Source organism: Desulfotomaculum sp. OF05-3 (genome assembly GCF_003435535.1).
Taxonomy (GTDB): Bacteria; Bacillota; Clostridia; order Lachnospirales; family Lachnospiraceae; genus Pilosibacter; species Pilosibacter fragilis.
The window spans coordinates 38574-62066 of record NZ_QWGO01000010.1 but is presented as its reverse complement, the minus strand read 5'-3'; the positions used below and the strand labels follow the sequence as shown (position 1 = coordinate 62066).

The window sequence follows — 23493 nt, the reverse complement described above, 5'->3', positions numbered from 1 at the left end:
TCGTGGGGTTTTGAGGACGGATCGCACAGAAATTCCGGTCCTGCTGCCGTAGGGACTCCCGTGCCAAGCCGGGAATATGAGCAGCTTTGAAGAACAGTTTTCCGGCTGCCTTCAATTATAAGAACAGTATAAACACTTCTTAAGGTGTTTTCAAGGAATTTTCTTACAGATTGTACGCAGTTAAATACATGTGTTTTGGCGCTGAGATCAGCTGTTTTCAAGGAATTTGATTTCATGTATGGTCTGAGCAGTTTTAAAAAATTTTATCACTTCATACTTGACAGTGAATATCTCCAATGGTATTATATCAGTAACAATTATTATTATTGTTGTTATTTGGTATTTAAAAATCCAGAAAGGAGGTTCACCATGAAAGCATTAAAATTCAGCCGCCAGCGCGAATCTATCCGGGAGTGCCTGAAAAACCGCAAGGATCATCCGACCGCAGACGCCGTCTATGTAACGATCAGCAAAGAATACCCGAAGATCAGCCTGGGAACTGTATACCGCAATTTAAAGCTTCTGGCGGATATGGGCGAGATCCAGCGTTTTTCCAGCGGAGACGGATCGGAGCATTTTGATTACAACACAGATCCGCATTATCACTTTGTGTGCAAGACTTGCGGAGCGATCATCGATATGCCTCTGGAACTGGTTCGTGACACTTCGGATCTTCTCACCGCTCCGTTTCCGGGACGGGTCGATTCCCACACTGTTTTCTTTTACGGCGAATGTGAGGACTGCCGGAAAAAGGAATACTAAAAAAATAAAAATTCTATTGACATTCAGAGTCAATTAGAATATAATATTAGTAACGGTTACTATTATTGATTTTAAAACACAATATTTTATAAATGAAAAGGAGAAAACGCTATGAAGAAATTTGTCTGTTCCGTATGTGGTTATGTATATGAGGGTGAGGCTGCTCCGGAGAAATGTCCGGTATGTAACGCACCGGCTTCCAAGTTCATTGAGCAGAGCGATGAAATGAGCTGGGCTTCTGAGCACGTAGTTGGTGTTGCTCAGGGCGTAAGCGAAGATATCCTTGAGGACTTAAGAGCAAACTTCAACGGTGAGTGCTCTGAGGTTGGTATGTACCTCGCTATGGCAAGAGTTGCCCACAGAGAAGGTTATCCGGAGATCGGTCTTTACTGGGAGAAGGCAGCTTACGAAGAGGCTGAGCACGCTGCTAAATTTGCAGAGCTCCTCGGCGAAGTTGTTACAGACAGCACAAAGAAGAACCTCGAGATGAGAGTTGAGGCTGAGAACGGTGCTACTGCCGGTAAGACAGACCTCGCTAAGAGAGCAAAGGCCGCTGGTCTTGACGCGATCCATGATACAGTTCACGAGATGGCAAGAGACGAGGCTAGACATGGCAAGGCATTTGCTGGTCTCTTAAAGAGATATTTTGGCTAATTTCTGAATAAAATAGTTAAAATTAAACTGGAGCGGCTTGTTTTTTCAGGCCGCTCCAGTTATAATGAAGACAGAAAGGTACTCGGATATACGTCCGATGCCCTCAGTATGTTATAGTATAAAAAGAACTAGCAAGTTACTGTGGTAGGTAGGATGCTAGTTCTTTTTGTCTCTATGGTTATCGATGTATGACAATGCTGAAAATATAACTAGTAATAATGTTAGGACTTCCATTGTATTCATACGGCTTCACCCCCTTTACAATCAGAGGGCACCAGACATCAGAAACGCATCCTCGCTTTCCGCTCCATTACAGGATAATTTTACCATATAAGTCGACGGATGTCGATTGAACTATTTGGTCACTTTCTAATCGCGTTCTTCTTGCGCATATTTCACATAATCTTCAAAGAATTCCCTCACATGTCCATTTTGGTTCTCTTTATGGCATAAGGCATAAAAACATCTGGAGATATACGGCGGAGCAAATTCTTTCATCTTAATTTTCTCATATCGCACCAGACGCACAAATGCCGGTACAAGTCCAAATCCGAGATTTGCGTTGACCATCATAAGCTTTGTATTATAAGAATTCACATGAATGATATCCCTGAATTTAAACGCTGTTCGGAAATGATCCGCAATCTGTGAAACACTTCCCTCGTACATGGTGATCATAATCTCATTCTTCAGATCTTCCGATGTTACAGCAGTTCGTTCTGCCAACGGATGTTCACGATTCAAAATAATCTTCCATGGCTTATCATAAATCAACTCCATGTCAACATTTTCCACCGGATATCCCGACAGGAACTGATCACTTGTCACAATAATATCGAGCAGTCCCTGCTCAAACCGTTTCAGCAATTCCCGATAACTATACTGCAGACAGGTAATCCGCACATCCGGATGTGCCATAACATACTGGCCAAGAAATGTATCTAAAAGCTCATCTTCATAGATTCCAACACCAATTTTCAATGATCTCGCATATCCCTGCTCCACATTCTGCACCAAACGCACCGTCGATTCATAAACATCCAGAAGTTTCTGTGCCTGAACATAGAACTCACTTCCCGCATCTGTAAGAATTACCTGATGATTGTCGCGATAAAAGAGCCGTACCCCGAGTTCTTCCTCAAGTCCACTAATCTTCCGGCTCATGGATGTCTGCGTCATGTGCTCTTTTTCAGCAGCTTTCGTAAAATTCAAACATTCCGCCAGACTGAGAAAGCATTTTACATTGTCTAAATTCAAACCATCACCTCCGTTAGACAAACTTTTTTTGCATAACACGACACTTTTCTTTCATTTCCATTTTGTACACTCTGATGCTACAATAATTTCATCGAAACCCGGCCGGTTTGCAAGTGAAAACATATGTATTTGTAAAGGAGACTGAATTTATGACAAATTATATCAGAAAAATGAGTGGAAAGCAATATATGAAGCGCCTTGCCGAGAACCCAACCGTCATCATCCCAACTGGCGCGTGTGAGATCTATGGACCGCAGCTCCCAATGGGAAGTGACCTGATCGCAGCTAAAAGAATTGCTGAACTTGTGGCTGAAAAGACCGGTGCGCTGATTGCTCCGACGATTGAAGCCGGCGAATCCTCCGCACTCGCTTCTTTCCCATGCACATTCGCAATGCCAAGAAAGATCCTGGAAGACTGGCTTGACTGGCTTGTCGGAAAACTGATCAAAGACGGGGCCAAGAATTTCGTTTTCATCACAGGTCATGCAGGAAATGTTGATACTGTAAACTACATCGGTAAGAAATATATGAATGAGCATGATATCAAGCTCGTCCAGATCGACTGGTGGAGATTTACAAATGCAAACGGAAGTGATATCTTCCAGTACAGCGGCCAGATGGCTCACGGACACGCAAGTGAGTGCGGCACATCCGTATTTATGTACCTTTTCCCGGAATTAGTAGACATGGACGAACTCTCCAGAGTAGAACCGCTTCCGGCGAGCGAATTCCCGGATTTCATTGGTTTCCAGAGATTCACTGAGAAAACACCGAACGGAACCATCGGCGATGCTACCGTCGCTACAAAAGAAAAAGGTGAAAAGATTGTCACCCGCTGTGTAGACCGAATCGTTTCCTATATGGAAAAAAAATTCTAAGCTTACCCAAAATCACACGCCTTACCTTACAAGGGGGATACTACTATGGCAGAAACCATGACTCTAACAACTGTTTTAATCGATATTTCGACTATCAGTACGCTGCTTTTTGTGGGCTTTCTGATCCGTCAGAAAATACCATTCTTTTACAAATACTATATTCCAACTTCTTTAATCGCAGGTATTTTAGGACTGCTCCTCGGTCCTCAGGTCCTCGGACAGTTCTCCCCGATCCACCTACACTTCAGCCAGTGGATTTCACAGTGGACAAATTTCCTGTTCGCATTTATCTTTACGACATCGTTCCTTGGAACTTCCACCGGAAAATTCGGACGTGATGTACTTTCTACCACCTGTGTAACTGGCGCTGTATTTATGGCACAGGTTCTCGCAGGACTTGGAATCGCTTTTCTCCTCTCCAAGTTCATGAGCAATGTTCCTTACGCAATGGGATTCCTTCCGGTATCCGGTTTCTATGGCGGACACGGTTCTGCCGGTATCATGGGCGGCTGCTTCGCTACTGAAGGCTGGGAGGACGCTACCGGTATCGCTCTGACATACGCAACCATCGGTATGTTCATGGCGGTGATCGGCGGTATGTGGATTATCAACTGGGGCGCTAAAAAAGGTTATACAAGAAAGCAAATGAGTTCCGTCAACCTCGACCAGAAAGATATCACCGGTATCGTACCGAAGGAAGAGCGCAAATCCATGGCAACTGCAATTTCCAGTTCCTCCGTTATCGATCCTCTGGCATTCCAGATGATGATTGTCGGAACAATTATTGCAATTTCCCATATTCTCCGCGAGGCGATCATTAAAGTATTCCCGTTCTGGAGCAAAATCCCGCTCTACACCATGTGCCTGATCATGGGTGCGATTATTGGTATTGCTTTAAGCAAGACAAAATATAGCCAGTATATTGACCGTGGAAGCATGAAACGTATTTCCGGTGTCGCTCTTGAATACGTAATCGCTATGAATGTTGCGACCATCAAATTAAGTGTTCTGGCTTCCTTCCTGGTTCCAATCCTCGTTACTTCTATCGCAATCACCATTCTCACAGCGGTCATCTGTATCATTCTTGCCAAGAAGTGGTATGGAAAGGACTGGTTTGAAATGGCAATGGGCGCTTACGGACAGTGTACAGGAAGTCTGGCTACCGGTCTTCTCTTAATCAAGGTTCTTGACCCGAACGGTGATACACTTGCCGCAGAGAGTGTTTCCGGTTCCAGTACTCTCGGTTCCTTCTGGCAGCAGCCGTATAACACGATCGGCCCTATGCTGATCCTCTCCAGCCCGCTGCTCACGACTCTCGGAACCGCTGGATTCCTCGTCGCATTTCTGATCGTCGGCACCGTATTATTTGGACGCACTGTAAAGAAGGCATAAGTTATGAGTAAAGTAAACGAACTGATCCAACAATATACAAGTGATGCCCTCGAGATCCGGCGTCATATCCACCGCCATCCGGAGCTGTCTATGGAGGAAAAAAACACAACGGAATTCATAAGTCAGCAGCTTCTCAAATATGGCATTGAAATTTCCGATATCCCGTTTAAATCTGGTGTTCTCGGTATTTTAAAAGGCGGGGAGAATGGACATACCATTCTTCTCCGTGCCGACATTGATGCACTTCCGATGGTCGAAAAATCAGGACTTCCCTTTACTTCAGAAAATACCGGAGTCTGCCACAGTTGCGGACATGACATCCATACGACCGCCCTACTGTTGGCTGCACGGGTTTTAACTTCCCTTCGCGATGAACTTAAAGGAACGGTTCTGTTCCTGTTCCAGCCTGCCGAAGAACGCTTAAGCGGATCTCAGATGGTTATTGATTCCGGCGTTTTTGAAAATTATCACCCGGATTTCGCTGTCGGTCTTCATTGCTGGCCGGACATTCCGGCGGGAACCATCGGCATCCGCCGCGGCTCCTTTATGGCTTCCTCTGACACAGTAAAGCTCACGATCCGTGGAAAAGGCGGACACGGCGCTCATCCCCACAAGAGCATCGATCCGGTCATGACATCCGCATACATTTTAACGGAATTACAGACCATTATTTCGAGGACGATCGCACCTCTCGATTCCGCAGTCCTCACCATCGGAAAGATCACCGGCGGTACTGCAGCCAACATTATTCCTGACGAAGTCGTTATGGAAGGAACTGTGCGCACTGTCAGCACCGAGACCCGTGTCCTGATGGAAGAAAAAATCCGGCAGATCGTTTCCCACGGCGCTGCAGCCATGGGGGCAGAATGTGACATTGGTTACCAGAAAGGCGTCCCTGCCGTTGTCTGCGACAGCCATGTTGTGGATCTTATTGAACAGGCAGCTGCTGAAGAACTCGGTGCTGACCATGTAGTCACTCTCGCTACTCCATCCATGGGATCTGAGGATTTTGCCAGATACCTCGAAAAAGTTCCTGGTGCTATGTTCCGGATTGGAACAAGAAATGATGATCCGGCATCTTCCCGCCCACTGCACAATGCCGGAATCGTGTTTGATGAACAGGCGATTACCTCAGGTGCATCCGTTTTCGCGGGACTTGCGCTGAGATACCTGCATTGATATACCATCTCATACCCCTCTTTCCTCCAGGGGCACAGGTGTACGCCAGAAGTTCAGAATTATCCGGACTTTACCTGATGCCCCTATATATGAAGAAGAGCGCTCCGCCAGGGCCGCTCTTCTTCGTCTTATTGTATTCTATTTACCAATCAGTTTTTTCACATCTTCTAACGACATCCCCTGCTCTCTCGCGATCTTTGCAAGGTCTTCATATTCCAGCTTTCCACGAACCACACCGTAGCCTTCAGAAACCTTCTCCCGGACCACACCGTATGGCGTTTCATGTTCCTTCATCGTTCTTGTCAGGGTGTAGCGTTTGCTAATACTCTCACGGATACCAAGCGTTGTTGTGTGCTTAAAGAGCAGGGAAACCATCTTTTCTTTGTCATTACAGCGGCACATGCAGGTTAAAAGGATTCCCGGGCGGCTCTTCTTCATGCCGATCGGAATCGTGTAGACCTCAAGGGCGCCTGCGGCGAAGAGGATCTCCTGAACGAAGCCGAGAGCTTCCGGTGTCATATCGTCGAGGTTGCAGGAGAGCTCTGTCACTTCACTTCCATTCTCCTCTGTCTCGCCTAAGAGGACGCGCATGCAGTTTGCGCGCTCAAAGTCTTTCTTTCCCATACCGTAACCAATGGCAGCGGTCCGCATGACCGGCATTTCCTTAAATTCTGTCACAAAGTGCTTTAACAGTGCCGCTCCGGTCGGGGTACAGAGTTCGCCTTTGATGACTCCGCTGTAAATCGGAAGTCCCTGTAAAATAAAGGCCGTCGCAGGTGCCGGAACCGGAAGGATTCCGTGGGCACAATGGACATTTCCGCTTCCGACATGGATCGGGGATGCGATAACCTTCTGCGGAACGATCATGTGCATTAAGAGGCAGACTCCGGCGATGTCCGCGATCGCGTCGGCGGTGCCGACCTCGTGGAAGTGGATCTCCTCGACAGTCTTTCCATGGACGTGGGATTCCGCCTCGGCGATCAACTGATAAACGGCTACAACATCCGCTTTAACCTCTTCCGGAAGGTTTAAGTGCTCGATAATGTGAGAGATGCCCGCCATGCTGGCGTGATGGTGGTGGCTATGTCTGTGATCGTGGGCGTGATCGAGATCGCTCTGTTCATCGTGGTGATGCTCGAACTGGCCATCATGTGTATGCTCATGAATCGTCTGTTCTGCTGCCGACTCTGCCATTTCATGAGAATGATGGTGATCTTCATGGCTATGGTCATGGTGGTCATCTGTATGGTCGTGATTGTGTTCATGATTATGGTCATGATGATGATCGTGGTCGTGCTCATGATCGTGGTCATGGTGATGCTCATGCCCCTGCAGGTCGACGTCTACACTCTCCTCTTCTTCCCCATGGATCGTCACTTTCATATGCGTCCCGGTGATCCCACACTTTACTGACGGTTCTGCTTCGACGGAAAGCCCCGGAAGCCCCATCCCATTCATCATCTTTAAAAACTTCTCTTTATCCGGGCAGATTTCGTAGAGAGATGCCATCAGCATATCTCCGGCAGCGCCCATTCCGCAGTCAAAATATAATGTTTTCATATCAGTTCCACCTCATTTAAAAATTACGCAAATTATTTTCTTGCATTTCGCCCGCTGCTGGCATCTTCCTCCAGATGCACAGCAGATCGGACTGATTTTCGAGTTTTTATCCACGCATATGGTTCATCATACTCGCCAGATACCCGGCTCCAAATCCATTGTCGATATTCACAACGCTGACACCGCTGGCGCAGGAATTCAACATGGAGAGCAGTGCTGACACGCCGCCGAAGGACGCTCCGTATCCGATGCTGGTCGGCACCGCGATCACCGGGCAATCGGCGAGACCACCGATGACGCTGGCAAGGGCACCTTCCATACCTGCGATCGCGATGATCACGCGGGCGTTCATGATGGAGTCCATGTGGGAGATCAGTCGGTGAAGTCCCGCAACACCCACATCATAAAGGCGTTCCACCTGATTCCCCAAAGCCTCTGCCGTGAGTGCCGCCTCCTCCGCAACCGGAATATCACTGGTTCCGCCGGTCGCCACCACGATCGTCCCAACGCCGTCTTTTTCCGGGAAGCTTCCGCAGATCACAACCTTCGCTTCCTTAAAATATTGATATCCGCTGCCGGTCGGATACAGTTCTGCCAACAGCTGCTCCGTCTCCCGGCTCTTTTCCTCGTCAACACGCGTGATCAGGATCGTCTCCTGCTTCCGCTTTTTCATTGCCTCCACGATTCCGGCGATCTGTCCCGGAGTTTTTCCCGCGCCGTAGATCACTTCCGCCGCACCCTGACGCAGCTTCCGGTGGGTATCCAGCTTCGCGAATCCCAGATCATCGTATCCTGCTGCTGTAAACGGCTCTTTCTTCAGCTCCAGAACAGCGTTATCCACAGACAGCTCTCCCGCCGCTACTTTTTTCAACATTTCCCGTATATTTTCCATGTATAATTTCCTCACGCTTTTGTGCGACAGGGACTTCCTCAGAATTTTCTGTTGCACAAAAAAGCCATGAAAAGAGCAGCCCGTCGTTCTGACCGGCTTTCTGCTCCCTTCATGGCAACTGTTCTCCTCTTAATTTTTATGATGCATGTCTTCCACACCGTGTGAGCACACCAATACGGCATCTACTCACCAACCGTATTCCGGAGTGTACCGATTCCTTCGATTATGCACTCTACAACGTCCCCGGTCTCGAGGAATTTCGGCGGAACGAATCCCATGCCGACTCCTGCCGGCGTTCCTGTTGCGATGATCGTTCCTGCTTTTAATGTCATGCCCTGTGTGAGTTCACAGATCACTTCCTCGATTCCATGGATAAAGAGCCCTGTATTAGAATTCTGGCGGAGTTCTCCGTTTACCTTAGACTGGATCTTTAATACCGGCGGAAACGCAGTGGAATCCGCAGTCATGATACACGGACCGAGCGGTGTAAACCCGTCCAGACTCTTTCCGAAATACCACTGCTTATGCTCTGTCTGAACCTCTCTGGCGCTGACATCATTTATGATCGTATAGCCGAAAATATAGTCCTTCACTTCGCCCGGTTTTACGTCCTTCGCATCTTTCTTGATAATAACGGCAAGCTCTGCCTCGTAATCCAGCTGGTTTGTCAGGTTTTTATGTGCCGGAATGATTCCGTCCGGATCATTTGTGCGATTTACGCGCTTAGAGAAATAAATTGCTTTCTCCGGCTTTGAGAATTCCTCTTTCTTGAATCTCGCGGACTCTTTCGCATGATCCATGTAGTTGATTCCCAGGCAGATAATATCCTGATCCGGCTCCGCGATCGGAGATACGACACGGATCTCGTCCACCGGGGCCGCTCCCATAACATCACCCGGGGCTTTCTTTGAAATATAATCCAGCATTTCCATCTCAGACTGTCCCGCCTCGCGGATCAGCTCCTTCATGGACCGATATTCCATTCCTGCAGCAGAAACCGGATAAACCCAGGTTTCATCCTCGTTTAATACACCTAAAAAAGATCTTTTGTCTACTTCATATGCCAGTAATTTCATAGCCTCTCCTTATGGGATATGTTTCAATTCAAAAATCCCGTTACCCATTATTATAGTACAAATCAGAAAGTGAGACAAGAATAAATTGACAATTAGAGTGTGCAGATCTGCTGAACAGGCACTGACAATTTACAAATTCCATCTTGTAACCACACGGTATCCCCTTTATAATAAAAGTCGATACAGTCAGATGGCATCTGCCTCTGTATTGTACAGAATTTTCAATTCGGAAAATTCCAACCTGTGTACAACAACAAACAGCAAAACTCACGAAAGGGTGTATCTGATTATGGAAAAGATCACAAGCTTCACTGTCAATCATCTGAAACTGATTCCCGGTGTTTACGTTTCCCGAAGGGATGTTGCCGGAGACAGCCATGTTACGACCTTCGATATCCGTATGACCCGTCCGAACTTTGAGCCGGTTATGAACACTGCCGAGGTCCATACGATCGAACATCTCGGCGCAACCTTCTTAAGAAACCACCGTATTTACAAAGATAAAGTGCTCTACTTCGGCCCGATGGGATGTCGCACCGGATTCTATCTGCTTCTCGCTGGCGATTATGAGTCTGCGGACATCATCCCGCTTCTCCAGGAGATGTTCCTCTTCATCCGCGACTACGAGGGCGAAGTTCCGGGTGCCGCTGCCCGCGACTGCGGAAACTACCTCGATATGAACCTCCCGATGGCAAAATATCTCGCCGGAAAGTTCTATGATGAGGTGCTTGAGGATATCCGCGAGGAACAGCTTGTTTATCCGGAATAAGCAACACCGGGCGCAGATTCCGACAAGTGCAGATTCTGGCAGACACTGATCCCGACAGGAACAAAACAAATATGTGCAATTTTCTTATATCATGCAAAATCCCCATCCTTCAGGCCGATGTCTCTATCTTCTGACCTGTGATGGGGATTTTTTCAGCTATTTTTCCAAAAAACTCTCAAGGATCACGATCCCGCGCGGCGGTACCGCCAGCATCATCTGGTTTTTCGGAACTTTACCGGTTCCATCTGTTAGAAGGTCGGCCGCATCCGGGTCGCCCGTATTGCAGATCACACGCCATTTTGCTCCCTTCGGGAGATGCGGAAGTCCGAACATATGCGGCTCCCAGTGCATGTTATAGGCTACATAGAAGTTCGCGTCGTCGGTCCCGTCCGGGTGCTTTGCGTAGGCGCCCCAGTAGAGGATCCCGAACTGGCGGCGGAAATTTTCAAACTCCGGCTTCCAGGCGTTTTCCCCGTGGTAGGACACATCCGGCCGTCCGCAGGACTTATAATCCATGATCCGCGGTTCCCGGTCCATATGGAACATCTTGTGGGCTTTCCGGAAGGCAATGAGACGTTTCACAAAGTCCACCTGATCCTTGTTGGTCTCCAGAAGCTTCCAGTTTAACCAGGAGACCGCATTGTCCTGACAGTAGGCATTGTTGTTTCCGTCCTGACTGTTACCGAACTCGTCGCCCGCCATGAGAAGCGGAACACCCTGACTTAAAAACAGGAGCAGATACGCATTCTTTAAGAGCTGTTTCCTCAGCTCCACGATTTTTTTCTTTCTCGTCGGGCCTTCCGCGCCGCAGTTCCAGGAATAGTTGTAGTCGCTTCCGTCCCGGTTCTCCTCGCCGTTTTTTTCGTTGTGCTTCCGGTCATAGGAGACGGTATCCATCAACGTAAAGCCGTTGGTGTTCGCCATATAATTGATCACGGCATATTCCATCGGATTTCTGCGGTTCCGGAGCTCAAATGCCGATAACATCCCCTCATCGCCCTTTAGGAACCGGCGCATGTCCTCCATGAACTGCATATTGTATTCCGCGAGATTCTTTTCCTCCACCGATACCGCGCCATCTCCCGGAGTCACATAGCCCTGTTTCGGCCGGCGGTTCATGACATCGTTCCAGTTTTCCGCAAAAAGCTTCGTCCGCTTTAAAAACGGATCCTCCGCTGCCAGAGAAAGATCCGGGAATCCGGTCAGATGGAAACCATCCACATGGTACTCTTCCACCCAGTACCGGAGCACGGAGAGGATCTCCCCCGGAAGCTCTTTTCCTGTAAAGTACATCTCCGGGATACACTCGATCCCGGCCTTATGCAATTCTTTAACTAATGTTTTGAACTCACCTTCCGCCGACATTGTCTCACGGGAGGCATACGCCGTCTTCACCGCGTAGAGATAGGACGGACCATATCCCCAGTAATTTAAGTATCCTGTCGGCTCCTGTTTCGCGTTATGGAATCCGCTTCCGGAGGATGACATCATGATCTCATCGAACTCTGTCACCGGCATCAGCTCCACCGCCGTGATCCCGAGCTCTTTTAAATATGGGATTTTTTCCATGACACCGGCATACGTTCCGCGGGCAGATACCCCGGAGGACACATGTGCCGTAAATCCCCTGACATGGAGTTTGTAGAGGATCGTTTCTGCATAAGGGGTTTCCGGGTTTACATCATCCTCCCAGTCAAACTCCTCCGACAGTACCCTGCCACGCACCGGTTTTCCCGCACGTTTCCGGTCTGCCCATTTCTCCCGGCCTGTGATGACGCGCGCGTTAGGATCTGTCACAATTTTCCCATCTATCATGAAATTATATTCAAATGATGCAAAATCTGTCCGATCCAGCGCCAGCTCCCACACATCTCCCATCCGGTATTTCGGATCAAACGAGATCTCCTCGCACGGCGTTTTTTCTCCCGGTCTGTATAAGAGCAGACAAACCTCCTTCGCACGCCCCTGCACCAGGATCCGAACTCCATCTGCCTCCTGCGTGACACCAAGTGGATACAGGATTCTGTTTCTGTTTCGATATTCTGCCATTCTAAAATCCCCCGTTTTCCCGGACATATTCTATTTACTGATTTCAGCAACGGTTACCTGCGGTCCTGAGTTTCCGATAATCAACATCAGTAAAAATATATTTTTGAACAACTGCCGCTCTGACCTTTTCCTGCTGCCAGGTCTCGCATAACCGGCACAACAAATACACAAGTCCGCTGACAGTTATCATATTACCTGTTCTTCTGCGCTTCGATCTGCTCCGCCAGATCGTTTAAGTAGACCCAACGATCCATCTTTTCTTCGAGCTGCGCTTCCTTCTCTTCTTTTTCTTTCATAAGCTCATTGAGCTTTGTAAAGTTCGTCGCAGAGGCCTCGATCTCCTTCTCAAGGTTCTCTACTGCCTCTTCCAGAGCGGCGATGTCATCTTCGATGGTATCCCACTCTCTCTGCTCTTTGTAGCTGAATTTCAGTTTTTTCTCCCTTGGCTTCGCGTTCCCGCGGGATGCGCTGTCTGTCTCAGCCGCGTCATTTCCCTTATCCGCAGACTTCTTCGCTGCCGCCGGATTCTCCGCCGCGCTCTCCGCAAGCTTCGCTTCCCGCTCCGCCTTCGCCGCCTGATAGTCCGTAAATCCGCCCTCGTACTGCTGAAGCTTTCCATCTCCCTCGAAGGCAAAAATCCTGCCGACCACGCGGTCAAGGAAATACCGGTCATGGGATACCGTGATGACGATCCCCTGAAAGCTGTCAAGATAGTCTTCCAGGATCATCAGCGTCTGGATATCAAGGTCATTCGTCGGCTCGTCCAGGATCAGGACATTCGGTGCACTCATGAGGATCTTCAAAAGGTAAAGGCGTCTTCTCTCGCCGCCAGACAGCTTCTCGATCACGGTGTACTGGACAGACGGCGGGAATAAAAACCGCTCCAGCATCTGGGACGCGCTGATGCTGCCGTCCTTTGTCTTTACATACTCCGCAACATTCTTAATATAGTCGATGACCTTGAGGCTCGTGTCCATGTCCTCATTCTCCTGGGAGAAATAGCCGAGCTTTACAGTCTGTCCGATCTCAATTGTTCCGGAATCCGGTTTGACCCAGCCGGCGATCATCTTCATCAACGTCGATTTTCCGCTTCCGTTGGGACCAATATAGCCGATGCGGTCATCCTTTAAGAAAAAGTAGGTGTAATCCTTTACAAGGACCTTGTCCCCGTAAGATTTGCAGAGATCCGAGATCTCGATGGTGGTACGGCCGAGGCGGCTGGAGATGGACTCCATCTCGACTTTTCCGTCCTCCACCGGTCCCTTTTTATCCCGCAGTGTCTCAAACCGCTGAATTCTGCCTTTCTGCTTTGTAGAGCGGGCACGGGCGCCTCTCTGCATCCATGCGAGTTCTGTCCGCAGGATCGACTGACGTTTGCGCTCAGAGGCCTTTTCCATATCCATGCGCTCTGCCTTCAGCTCCAGAAAACCTTCATAGTTTGCCTGATAGCTGTAAAGCTTTCCGTTGTCCAGCTCCACGATCCGGTTCGTCACGCTGTCAAGGAAATACCGGTCATGGGTGATCATAAGGAGTGCACCCTTGAATTTCTTTAAATAATCTTCCAGCCAGTCCGCCATCTCACTGTCCAGATGGTTTGTCGGCTCGTCTAAGATCAGAAGCTCCGCCGTCGATAGAAGTACAGACGCCAGCGCCGCGCGCTTCTTCTGTCCGCCGGATAAATGCTCCACCTTCTCGTTGAAATCCGGGATTCCGAGACGGTTTAACATGGATTTCGCCTGACTTTCGATATCCCAGACGTGTTCATGTCCCTCATTTTCCCTTAAAACGCTCTCCAGCACCGTCTCGCCCGGATGGAATACCGGGTTCTGAGGGAGATATCGGATATCCAGATTCCGTCCACGGACGATCCGGCCGGAGTCCGGCTCCTCAAGTCCCGCCACCAGCTTCAATAGGGTCGATTTCCCTGTTCCGTTGATTCCGATGAGACCGATTTTGTCACCTTCGTTGATGGAAAAGTCGGTGTCATCAAAGAGCAGCCGCTCCGTATATGATTTTGTCAGATGTTCTGCCGTCACTAAATTCATGTTATGTCAACCCACTATCACTTTCTCAATCAAAACTTTTTACCTTCATTTACGTTTTTCAATATCTGCACAAAATTCTTTAATCTGTAAATTGCGTATTCTTTCGCAGATACTTGTACACAGCTTTTATCGCTACATACCGCTATACCTTGAGTCAGGTACTGTACCAAATCTATTCTATTGAATATCCAGCTCCACCGGACAATGATCGCTTCCCATCACTTCCGTATGGATCTTCGCGTCCACAAGCCTGTCCTTCAGACTTTCTGAGACACAGAAGTAGTCGATCCGCCACCCCGCATTCTTCGCTCTTGCCGAGAACCGGTAAGACCACCAGGAGTATATCCCTTCCTGATCCGGGTAAAAATATCGGAACGTATCAACAAATCCTGCCTCTAAAAGCTCCGTAAATTTCGCTCTTTCCTCATCAGAGAAGCCTGCATTCTTCCGGTTCGTCTTCGGATTCTTTAAGTCGATCTCCTGATGTGCCACGTTCAGATCACCGCAGAAAATTACCGGTTTCTTCGTCTCCAGTTCCTTTAAGTACGCCCGGAATGCGTCCTCCCACTGCATCCGGTAATCGAGGCGCTTTAAGCCGTCCTGGGAATTCGGGGTATAGCAGGTGACCACATAATACTCCGGGAATTCCGCCGTGATCACCCGGCCTTCATGGTCATGCTCCTCAATCCCAAGACCATAGGTCACCGCGATCGGCTCTTCCTTTGTGAACATCGCCGTTCCGGAATATCCCTTTTTCTCCGCGTAATTCCAGTACTGGTGATATCCCGGAAGCTCCAGCTCTACCTGCCCTTCCTGACACTTGCTTTCCTGAATACAGAAAATATCTACATCCGATTCCTTCACATATTCTAAAAATCCTTTTCCCAGGCAGGCACGAAGCCCGTTTACATTCCAGGAAATCATTTTTTTCATAGACAGCTTCTCCGTTTCTATCGCACTTTCTCGGCCACCGGACTGCTCCGGATTTTCTTCGATAAATGTCGAAACATTCAGAAAATGTGTGGCCCGCATATAGATTCAGTATAACATTATTCCTAATGTTTTACCATCAAAAAAATAATTCCACATAGTATAAAAAGAATGTGCCTTGGCACATTCTCGCGCCTCGCGCGGTCGCTTGCGACAAAACTCCTCAGAATTTCCTGTTACATAAAAAAACAGGTCCCCACACAGCATACCGCCATATGAGGACCTGTCTATTTTCAGCCTACCACACTCTTATCGATCACTTTCCAGTAAAGCGCCTTCCTCTCGATCAGCTCCGAGATCAGGTAAAGCGCCAGACCGATCACACTTAAAAGAATGACCGCATTCAGGATCATCTTGATATCGTATGTCTCACTGCCCAGCGTAAGCAGATATCCAAGACCTGCTTTCGCTCCGATCATTTCACCGATGACCGCGCCTGTCATCGCCTGCGTTAGGGCAAGCTTAATTCCGGATAACATCATCTCGATCGAATACGGAACCTCGATCTTACAGAAGGTCTGCCATTTGCTGGCCTTTAACACCTTCATCAGATTATATACATTATCCTCTATGGAGCGGATCGCCGATACCTCATTGATCATGATCGGGAACGATACGACCAGAATAACTAACGCCGCCTTGGATTCGATTCCAAGACCCATCCACAAAATGAACAGCGGTGCCAGAGAAATCTTCGGGGCTGTCTGGATAATGATGACGAACGGCATGATCAGACGCTCAATAAAGCGGATCTTCGCCATAATATAGCCGAGAACCAGTCCGATCACGATACCGATCGCCGTTCCCACCAGGATCTCTTCCATTGTGACGCGGATATGTTTCATCACATCACCGCTCACAAACAGCTTTACCATCGAGTTCGCCAGCTCTGCCGGACCGGGAAGCAGGTAGTTCGGTACATGAAAGATCCGGATATACAGTTCCCACACGATCAGAAACAGCGGCAGAAACAGTGCCGGAAGAATGGTTTTTCTATATTTTCTGTAAAACATCTCTCACCTCATAGCTCTTCCCGTCCGAAGCGGGGAAAATTCTTTATTTTGCCGGTGTGTAAAGGAGTTCAGATGCATCGAAGGTCTCGTCGATATTGCCAATCTCCTTGGACTCATCGATCAGTGCCTGCCACTTCTCCGGGTTTGACGCGCCGATTCCGTTTTCCTTCGTGTAATCGCTCTGCCATAAGGTCTTTACGAATACATCGTTTAAGATCTGGACAACAACATCTCTCTTCTCAGCGAAGGTCGGTGCATATTTCTCGATGGACATATCAACAGCTTCCTCAACGTGACCGTCGATGATGTACTCGATCGCTTTGTTTAACGCGCGGCAGAATCCGTCAACAGTCTCCGGATCCTCTGCTACTAACTTGTCGCCTGCAACTAATACGTTGCCGAAGGACGGAAGGAACTGGTCGCATGTGATCTCGCTTGCCGCGTAACCGGAGTTGTTTAACTCGATGGTTCTGAGTTTGGAGAACACGATCGCGTCAACCTGACCCTCTGTGAGTGCTGTCAGAATTGCGCCTGTACCAACGATCTCAACCTGTACATCGTCGATTGTAAGGCCTGCAGACTCCATAGCTGCCTGGAGCTGGAAGTAGTTTGCGCTTCCAAGGCTTGTAACTGCTACTTTTTTACCCTTTAAGTCAGCCGGTGTGCTGATTCCGGAATCGCTTCCGAAGATGATCGCGCCGAGGCCTTCCTGATAGGTTGTATGAACAACTTTAACCGGGATACCCTGTGCCTTTGCCGCTACAACTGCATCTGCGTTCGGGAAACCGAACTCAACATTTCCTGCTGCAACGTTCTTTACGATATCGGCTGCTGCTGCATAATAGAATTCAACATTCAGTCCCTCTTCCGCAAAATATCCGTTCTCCTGCGCAAGGTATAACGGTGCGTAATACGGAACTGCGGAACCATCGATCTGAATGGAAACCGTCTTTAAATCGCCTGTGTCCTTTGCTTCTGCCGCCGTTGTCTCCTCAGCCTTTGTCTCCTCTGCGGCTGTCGTTGCCTCTGCGGTCGTTGCTGCTGCTTCGCTTGCTTTGCCTGCGCTCTCAGAGCTGCATCCTGCGAGCATGGACACTGCCATTGCCGCTGTCAGTACGGTTGCAAGAATTTTTTTCTTCATGGTACTCTCCTTCTCCTTTTCATAAATACATTGATTCTTTGTCTTACCGGAACTGCATTTCCGGCATCTATAACTTCCCTCGCCATTTTTGGCCGGGTCATTATCTATATTTTATTTGATCGCGGTCAGCGGGCGGGCCCGCAGGCCTTACAATCCGTTACTTTCTGTTCAGATATTCCTTATAAAGCTTTTCTCCCGCGGCAAGAGCCGTTCTGCACATCTCCTTCTGGGCCGGTTCAAAATCCACCAGCCACTGGTCCGTGATCCGGTTGCAGTGTACTGCACAGATACTTCCGGAAAGAACATTGTTTAACGATGCCAGCGTAAAGATCGTCTCCGCCTCCATCTCCATGTTCAGAATGTTCCATTTTTCATACTGTTCCAGAACAGCATTTTCATCATATCCTGTCTCAAACGGCATCTGACGTCCCTGTCCGTGATAGAAGGAACCGACCGACATACAGATTCCCATGGAATATTCGTTCTTTCTCTCCTCACACGCGCGCTTTAAGCAATCCAGCACTTCAAATGAGGCTAATGCCGGATACTCAGACGGAGCGTAGAAGCAGGAAGCACCGCCTTTCCGGACAGCACCCGTGTTCAAGACCATCGCCCCGCACGGTACATCTTCTTTCAGCACGCCGGTCCCGCCGATGCGGATCAGAGCTTTCGCGCCGAGAGCGATCAGCTGGAGCACAGCGATCTCCGTTGACGGACCACCGATTCCAGTCGAGCACACTGTAACTTTGATTCCGTTGTAATATCCGGTTCCAACCACATATTCCCGGTAGTTGCTGACGATCTTATAATCCTCTAAAAGACCCTCAAACATGGCAACGCGTCCCGGATCACCCGGAAGCAGTACGATCTCTCCGATCTCCTCAGCCGTACACTGGATATGCGGCATTTTTCCATTCATCGTCGGTGATGAAGCCGATGTAAAATTCACACTCATTTCCTCCCAAAATCTTTCTCTCATTCAGCACACCGCATTTTTGTCAGAAGCGGCGGGCTGAGCACTAATTTTTCGATTCGTGCCAGTACAGGAACTTATCCTCCAGCACACTGATCACCTGATACGTCGCGATTCCCAGAATGATCGTGACGATGATGCCCGCGAGCAGCATCGGGGTGTCATAGGTCGATGACGCGTAAGTCAGGATATATCCGAGACCCTGTTTTCCGGACATCCATTCGGCAACGATCGCACCGATGACTGCCTGAACGATACCGACCTTCAGACTTGCAAACAGCGCCGGTAATGAATACTGCATTTCAACCTGTGAAAACACCTGCCATTTTGACGCTTTTAAGATCTTCATCAGGTTTCTGACATCCGGCGGGATCGATTCCAGACCCAGCATCATTCCCGACAATACCGGGAACAGGACCATGGATATGATCAAAACAACCTTTGATACGAGTCCGATTCCGAACCATACGACGAATAACGGGACAAGTGCGATCTTCGGTGCCGTCTGAAGGAAGATCAGGTACGGCATCAGCATCGTTTTTAAGGCATCGATCTTGATAAACACATATCCCAGAACAATTCCTAAAAAGGCGCCGATCACAAATCCGAGAATGACCTCATAAGTCGTCGTCCAGAGATGTGCGTATACAGTTCCTTTTACAAACATTTTGACAAGGCTGCTCCAGACCTTCGGCGGAGACGGCAGGATGTACGCCGGGACATGCTTTACCGCAACGTAGATCCACCAGAGCGCGATAAACACGCCGACGGAAAGCGCGTATTCCCCGATGGTTCTCAGGAGTCCCTGAAGTTTTCCGTTCTTTTTCATCCGATGATCCCCCTCAGATACTTATTGTATTCCGTGAACTTCGGATCATTTCTCGTTGCCTCTCCCCTTGGACGCGGCAGATCGATCTCCACCATCTCCTTGACTCTTCCCGGTCTCGCCGACATGACGAGAACGCGGTCCGACAGGAAGGTGGCTTCCTCGATGCTGTGGGTAACGAAAATAACCGTCTTTTTCGTCTTCTGCCAGATCTTTAAAAGCTCCTCATTTAAGTGGTCACGGGTCAGGGCATCCAAAGCTCCGAAGGGCTCATCCATCAGAAGTAACGGAGCGTCATAGGAAAGCGCCCGGACGATGGACACACGCTGTTTCATACCGCCGGAAAGCTCTCTCGGAAGCGCAGTCTTAAACTCCGAAAGCCCTGCAAGTTCCAGGAGCTCGTCAAGCTTCTCCTCATTCTCTTTCGTCTGCTTTTTCTGGATCACTAACGGAAATTCTGCATTCTGTCTCACATTTTTCCACGGGAGAAGAACGGAATCCTGAAATACGAATCCCATCTGCTGGTCTGCCCCGTCGCGATACTCGATCGTACCGGAGGTCGGTTTATCAAGGTTTCCAATGATCCGCAAAAGTGTCGATTTTCCACAGCCGGACGGGCCGATGATGGAAATAAACTCCCCCGGACGGATCTGGAGGTTGATATCCTTCAGTGCGATCGTATCCTCTTTTAGCAGGTTACTGTACACCTTATTTAAGCCCTTTAACTCTACACTATACTCGCTCATAACAAATCTCCTTTTTTCTATCGGATTGCCTCGGAAATTTCTTTCGCACATTCCTTAAGCTGACAGATCCTCTGGAACATTTTTTCCGTATCCCCATCCTTCATGGACGTAAACGCGATCGCAGCCGCCAGCTCTCCGTTTCTGTCAAATACCGGGCACGCTGCGCCGATGATCCCCATCTGTAATTCCTCGTCAATGACCGCATACCCCTGATTATGAATGCGGTCCAGCTCTTCATTCAGCTCCTTCAGATCCGTTTTCGTATTCGGCGTCGTTTTCGTGCGTTTCTCACGATCAAGAATATCCAATGCCTCGCTCCAGTTCATGTAAGCCATAAAAACACGGCCAGCCGACGTGGAATAGAACGGGATCTCATGTCCGATCTTAACCATATACATATTGGAATCGCCGCGTTCGCTGCATGCCACATTCATCACTGCTCCATGCTCCATGATGCAGAGGACCACATTCCGGTCGATCTTTTCCGCCAGTCTCCGCATAGGCATCTGTGCCGCCTGCGTCAGCGCACTTCCCTTTACGACCCCGGTAGCGATTGCGCAGATCTTATATCCAAGACGATATTTTTTCGTATGTTCGTCCTGAACGACAAAATGATTTCCCTTTAAGCTTGAAAGGATCCTGTGAGTGGAGCTTGCCGGGATCCCAAGCTGCTCCGCCAGATCCGTCACCGACATTCCATTCATATTTTGGCTCAGTATTTCCAGGGCATTCAATGCCCGGTCGATCAATTGCATAGTCTCCTCCAATTTCTGTAATGTGCGCAGCCACAGGATCCGTGGCTGGCTTATGTCAATGAGTTATCGTTTCTATGCTATTCCGCGTAGCGGAATACTGTTCCGTTTATCGAAATATTACAATTTCATTTTAGCATTATCCAATCTTCAATGCAAAGCTTTTGCTACATCGAGCCGGAGTTTTGGCATATGCTACAATTCCCCTATTTTTTTTCGTATAATTTCACGGAAACATGTTCCATCCAGCGGAAAATCAGGTTTTTGTCATTCCGCGGCATGGAAAAAGGAGGCAATACTCTGCCCCCTTACATTCACACGTTTCCTTCTTATGATTCTTTGATGCCGGATTGTTATATGCTTTTCGCTCCGATATCCTGTTATTTTAAAAAACGTGCTTCCCACGCATATTCCTGCATCTTCTCGATCTCCTCGTCGGTGAAACCAAGTTCCTCCTTCAGCACTTCCTTCTCTTTCTGAAGTGTGGTTCTCGAACAGGTGCGGTTGTCGGAATTTACGGTCACATGGACACCTGCCTCAAGAAGCTTGTGGATCGGGTGCATCCTGATCGCCGGAACTACCTTTGTGTGGTAATTGCTGGTAACGCAGACCTCAAGAGTCACATTCTCGTCGATGAGTCTCTTTATCAGCTCCGGATCATTGATGGCCGCAACGCCATGTCCGATCCTCTTTGTTCCGAAGGACAGCGCCGTCTTCATACTGTCCGGACCAGCCGCCTCCCCGGCATGGAGCGTCATCGGAACACCGTACTCACGGGCCTTCGCGAATACCGGGGCGAAATTCTCAGTCGGGAACAGGCCTTCCGCGCCTGCGATGTCCACCGCGCAGACCACATCCCCAAGATATTTCTTCGCAGTTTCTACTGTCTGCATGTTCAGCTCCTCATTGTCCGCTCCACGCATACAGCAGAGAATCAGACCCACACGAATCTGTGGATACATCTTCATGCCGCGTTCTGCTCCGCGGATGGCTGCCTCGACAACCTCATCCTGAGTCAGTCCGTCTTTGATGGAAAACTGCGGCGCAAATCGAAGCTCCGCATACTCCACGCCCTCCTTCGCAAGATCCTCCACCAGTTCAAAGGTCACACGCTCGATGGCATCCGCCTTCTGTAAGACGAGTAACGGAAGATCGAAGCGCTCTAAGTATTCTTCCAGAGTCTTACAGTCCTCCGGTACTTCCATCATATATTTTACTTCCTCCGCACTCTTTGCCGGAAGCTCCACGCCCTGCTCTTTTGCAAGCTCCCAGACGGTCTCCGGGCGAAGCGATCCGTCCAGATGTAAGTGAAGTTCTACGATATGGCTCATATCTGACAATATTCTCCCTTCTAAACTATTCAGTGTCTTCTATATTGTGTCTTCTATATTGTGTCTTCTATATTGTGTCTTCTATGTTGTGTTTTCGTACAGTCAGCACAATCACTGCACAGATCTTCTAATTTACTACAAAGCAGCCCCTATGTCAGGAGCTGCTTGCATCAATTCTTTCCGACCGCACTCTGCTGCCGTTTTTTATCTCAGTCGAGAAGACTCCCACCTCTTTAGGTGGTGAGTAATAGCAAATTTATTTCCCGGCCGCCGCCTTCATCTGTTTTTTCTTCTTATTGTGCTCCACCATCGCGCAGTAAACCGTATACGCAATAATAATGATCAGATACGGCATCATCTGGATAAACTGCAGCGGGATCGAAGAGTTCTGGAGATAGTTCGCAAGACTCTGGCAGAATCCGAATAACAGAGATGCCAGCATGCCGATCACGGCATTTCCCGCCGCGATGGCCTGAGTTGCCAGAGCGATGTAACCACGCCCCGCTGTCATACCGGAGGAGAAGAGTCCCACATATCCCATGGACAGGAACGCGCCTGCCATGCCTGTCATCATTCCGCTTAAGCAGAGGGCGATGTACTTGATCTTTTTTACCGGAATTCCGACGGATTCCGCCGCATCCGGGGACTCACCGACGGCACGGATATGCATGCCGAGTCTTGTATACTTAAACATGTACCACACAACTGCCACCAGGATCAGCGCCGCGTAGGTCAGGACATGATGTCCGGAGAGCACCGCACCGATCACCGGAATATCCTTGACTACCGGGATCGTCACACTCGGGAGCTTTAAGGACGGCAGGGATGTGGACGCACCCTTTTCGCCTGTGATCAGGTACAGGACAAAGATCGTTCCGCCGGAGGCGAAGGTGTTTAACGCGATACCTGAGATGACCGCGTTGGAGTTTAATTTCAGGATAAAGTAGGCGAGGATGTTGCTGACGATAAAGCCTGCAAGCACCGCGCCCAAAAATCCAACCCATGCGCTCTGGGAAAATGCACTGACGACAACGCCAACAAAGGCGGAGATCAGCATCGTTCCCTCAAGGGCGATGTTGCTGGTTCCGGACCTCGAGGAGATCATAGCCCCCAGTGTCGTTAAAAGCACCGGTGTCGCGCTTCGAAACATTGCGAAATAGAACTCCGGGAGACTCAATGTTTTTAAAATTTCCTGTAAGATTCCCATC

General features: G+C 48.9%; 21 protein-coding genes. 6 read left to right on the top strand and 15 right to left on the bottom strand.

The genetic code is table 11. The annotated features are described in order from the left end of the window. Positions 1–369 precede the first annotated feature (369 nt). Positions 370–762 (top strand): transcriptional repressor, encoded by a 393-nt coding sequence (locus tag DXA87_RS07425; RefSeq protein ID WP_117470537.1) that lies wholly within the window; start codon positions 370–372, stop codon positions 760–762. A gap of 111 nt (positions 763–873) precedes the next feature. Continuing rightward, positions 874–1416: an NADH peroxidase gene (locus DXA87_RS07420; protein WP_117470536.1), complete on the top strand. Its 543-nt coding sequence runs from the start codon at positions 874–876 to the stop codon at positions 1414–1416. A gap of 369 nt (positions 1417–1785) precedes the next feature. Here the strand turns inward: DXA87_RS07420 and DXA87_RS07415 are convergent, their stop codons facing one another. Next, positions 1786–2673 (bottom strand): LysR family transcriptional regulator, encoded by an 888-nt coding sequence (locus DXA87_RS07415; protein ID WP_158553042.1) that lies wholly within the window; start codon positions 2671–2673, stop codon positions 1786–1788. Between the two features lie 149 nt (positions 2674–2822). Between DXA87_RS07415 and DXA87_RS07410 the strand changes: the two genes are divergently transcribed. The 3 genes from DXA87_RS07410 to DXA87_RS07400 are packed head-to-tail and all read left to right on the top strand — an operon-like array spanning position 2823 to position 6122. Next, positions 2823–3551, top strand: coding sequence for a creatininase family protein (locus tag DXA87_RS07410; RefSeq protein ID WP_015552267.1), 729 nt, complete (start codon positions 2823–2825; stop codon positions 3549–3551). A 45-nt stretch (positions 3552–3596) separates the two neighbouring features. Beyond that, on the top strand, positions 3597–4943 hold the full coding sequence (locus tag DXA87_RS07405; RefSeq protein WP_117483812.1) for a sodium/glutamate symporter: 1347 nt from the start codon (positions 3597–3599) through the stop codon (positions 4941–4943). A gap of 3 nt (positions 4944–4946) precedes the next feature. Then, on the top strand, positions 4947–6122 hold the full coding sequence (locus tag DXA87_RS07400; protein WP_117503718.1) for a M20 family metallopeptidase: 1176 nt from the start codon (positions 4947–4949) through the stop codon (positions 6120–6122). A gap of 138 nt (positions 6123–6260) precedes the next feature. Here the strand turns inward: DXA87_RS07400 and larC are convergent, their stop codons facing one another. From larC to DXA87_RS07385, 3 genes are all read right to left on the bottom strand, one after another. Beyond that, on the bottom strand, positions 6261–7682 hold the full coding sequence (larC, locus tag DXA87_RS07395; protein ID WP_117503717.1) for a nickel pincer cofactor biosynthesis protein LarC: 1422 nt from the start codon (positions 7680–7682) through the stop codon (positions 6261–6263). Positions 7683–7788: 106 nt separating this feature from the next. Further along, complete coding sequence (gene larB / locus DXA87_RS07390) at positions 7789–8574, bottom strand: nickel pincer cofactor biosynthesis protein LarB (RefSeq protein ID WP_117503716.1); 786 nt, start codon at positions 8572–8574, stop codon at positions 7789–7791. A gap of 182 nt (positions 8575–8756) precedes the next feature. Then, entirely contained in the window at positions 8757–9650 is an 894-nt protein-coding gene (locus DXA87_RS07385; protein ID WP_117503715.1) for a fumarylacetoacetate hydrolase family protein, read from the bottom strand. Between the two features lie 289 nt (positions 9651–9939). On the opposite strand from DXA87_RS07385, the gene DXA87_RS07380 reads away from it, so the two are divergent. Beyond that, positions 9940–10419, top strand: coding sequence for an S-ribosylhomocysteine lyase (locus DXA87_RS07380; RefSeq protein ID WP_117503714.1), 480 nt, complete (start codon positions 9940–9942; stop codon positions 10417–10419). Between the two features lie 156 nt (positions 10420–10575). Here DXA87_RS07380 and DXA87_RS07375 read toward each other — a convergent pair whose 3' ends face one another. The 11 genes from DXA87_RS07375 to DXA87_RS07325 all read right to left on the bottom strand — a co-directional run bounded on the left by DXA87_RS07375 (position 10576) and on the right by DXA87_RS07325 (position 23492). Then, positions 10576–12468, bottom strand: coding sequence for an alpha-amylase family glycosyl hydrolase (locus DXA87_RS07375; RefSeq protein ID WP_117503713.1), 1893 nt, complete (start codon positions 12466–12468; stop codon positions 10576–10578). A 191-nt stretch (positions 12469–12659) separates the two neighbouring features. Beyond that, positions 12660–14513 (bottom strand): ABC-F family ATP-binding cassette domain-containing protein, encoded by a 1854-nt coding sequence (locus tag DXA87_RS07370; protein ID WP_117503712.1) that lies wholly within the window; start codon positions 14511–14513, stop codon positions 12660–12662. A 177-nt stretch (positions 14514–14690) separates the two neighbouring features. Further along, positions 14691–15446 carry an exodeoxyribonuclease III gene (locus DXA87_RS07365; protein WP_117503738.1) on the bottom strand — a complete coding sequence of 252 codons (756 nt, stop codon included), beginning with the start codon at positions 15444–15446 and terminating at the stop codon, positions 14691–14693. A gap of 290 nt (positions 15447–15736) precedes the next feature. Beyond that, positions 15737–16516: an ABC transporter permease gene (locus DXA87_RS07360; protein ID WP_117503711.1), complete on the bottom strand. Its 780-nt coding sequence runs from the start codon at positions 16514–16516 to the stop codon at positions 15737–15739. 43 nt (positions 16517–16559) lie between these two features. Beyond that, positions 16560–17657 (bottom strand): ABC transporter substrate-binding protein, encoded by a 1098-nt coding sequence (locus DXA87_RS07355; RefSeq protein WP_117503710.1) that lies wholly within the window; start codon positions 17655–17657, stop codon positions 16560–16562. A 157-nt stretch (positions 17658–17814) separates the two neighbouring features. After that, positions 17815–18612 (bottom strand): nucleoside phosphorylase, encoded by a 798-nt coding sequence (locus tag DXA87_RS07350; protein ID WP_117503709.1) that lies wholly within the window; start codon positions 18610–18612, stop codon positions 17815–17817. 64 nt (positions 18613–18676) lie between these two features. Further along, positions 18677–19459, bottom strand: coding sequence for an ABC transporter permease (locus DXA87_RS07345; RefSeq protein ID WP_015552254.1), 783 nt, complete (start codon positions 19457–19459; stop codon positions 18677–18679). Continuing rightward, on the bottom strand, positions 19456–20202 hold the full coding sequence (locus DXA87_RS07340) for an ABC transporter ATP-binding protein (RefSeq protein ID WP_015552253.1): 747 nt from the start codon (positions 20200–20202) through the stop codon (positions 19456–19458). Before DXA87_RS07340 ends, DXA87_RS07345 begins: the two co-directional genes overlap by 4 nt. A 17-nt stretch (positions 20203–20219) precedes the next feature. Further along, positions 20220–20957 (bottom strand): IclR family transcriptional regulator, encoded by a 738-nt coding sequence (locus tag DXA87_RS07335; protein ID WP_117503708.1) that lies wholly within the window; start codon positions 20955–20957, stop codon positions 20220–20222. Positions 20958–21334: 377 nt separating this feature from the next. Beyond that, positions 21335–22285, bottom strand: a complete 951-nt coding sequence (gene add, locus DXA87_RS07330) for an adenosine deaminase (protein WP_117503707.1) — start codon at positions 22283–22285, stop codon at positions 21335–21337. 256 nt (positions 22286–22541) lie between these two features. Further along, positions 22542–23492, bottom strand: coding sequence for an ABC transporter permease (locus DXA87_RS07325; RefSeq protein WP_117483801.1), 951 nt, complete (start codon positions 23490–23492; stop codon positions 22542–22544). Position 23493 lies beyond the last annotated feature (1 nt).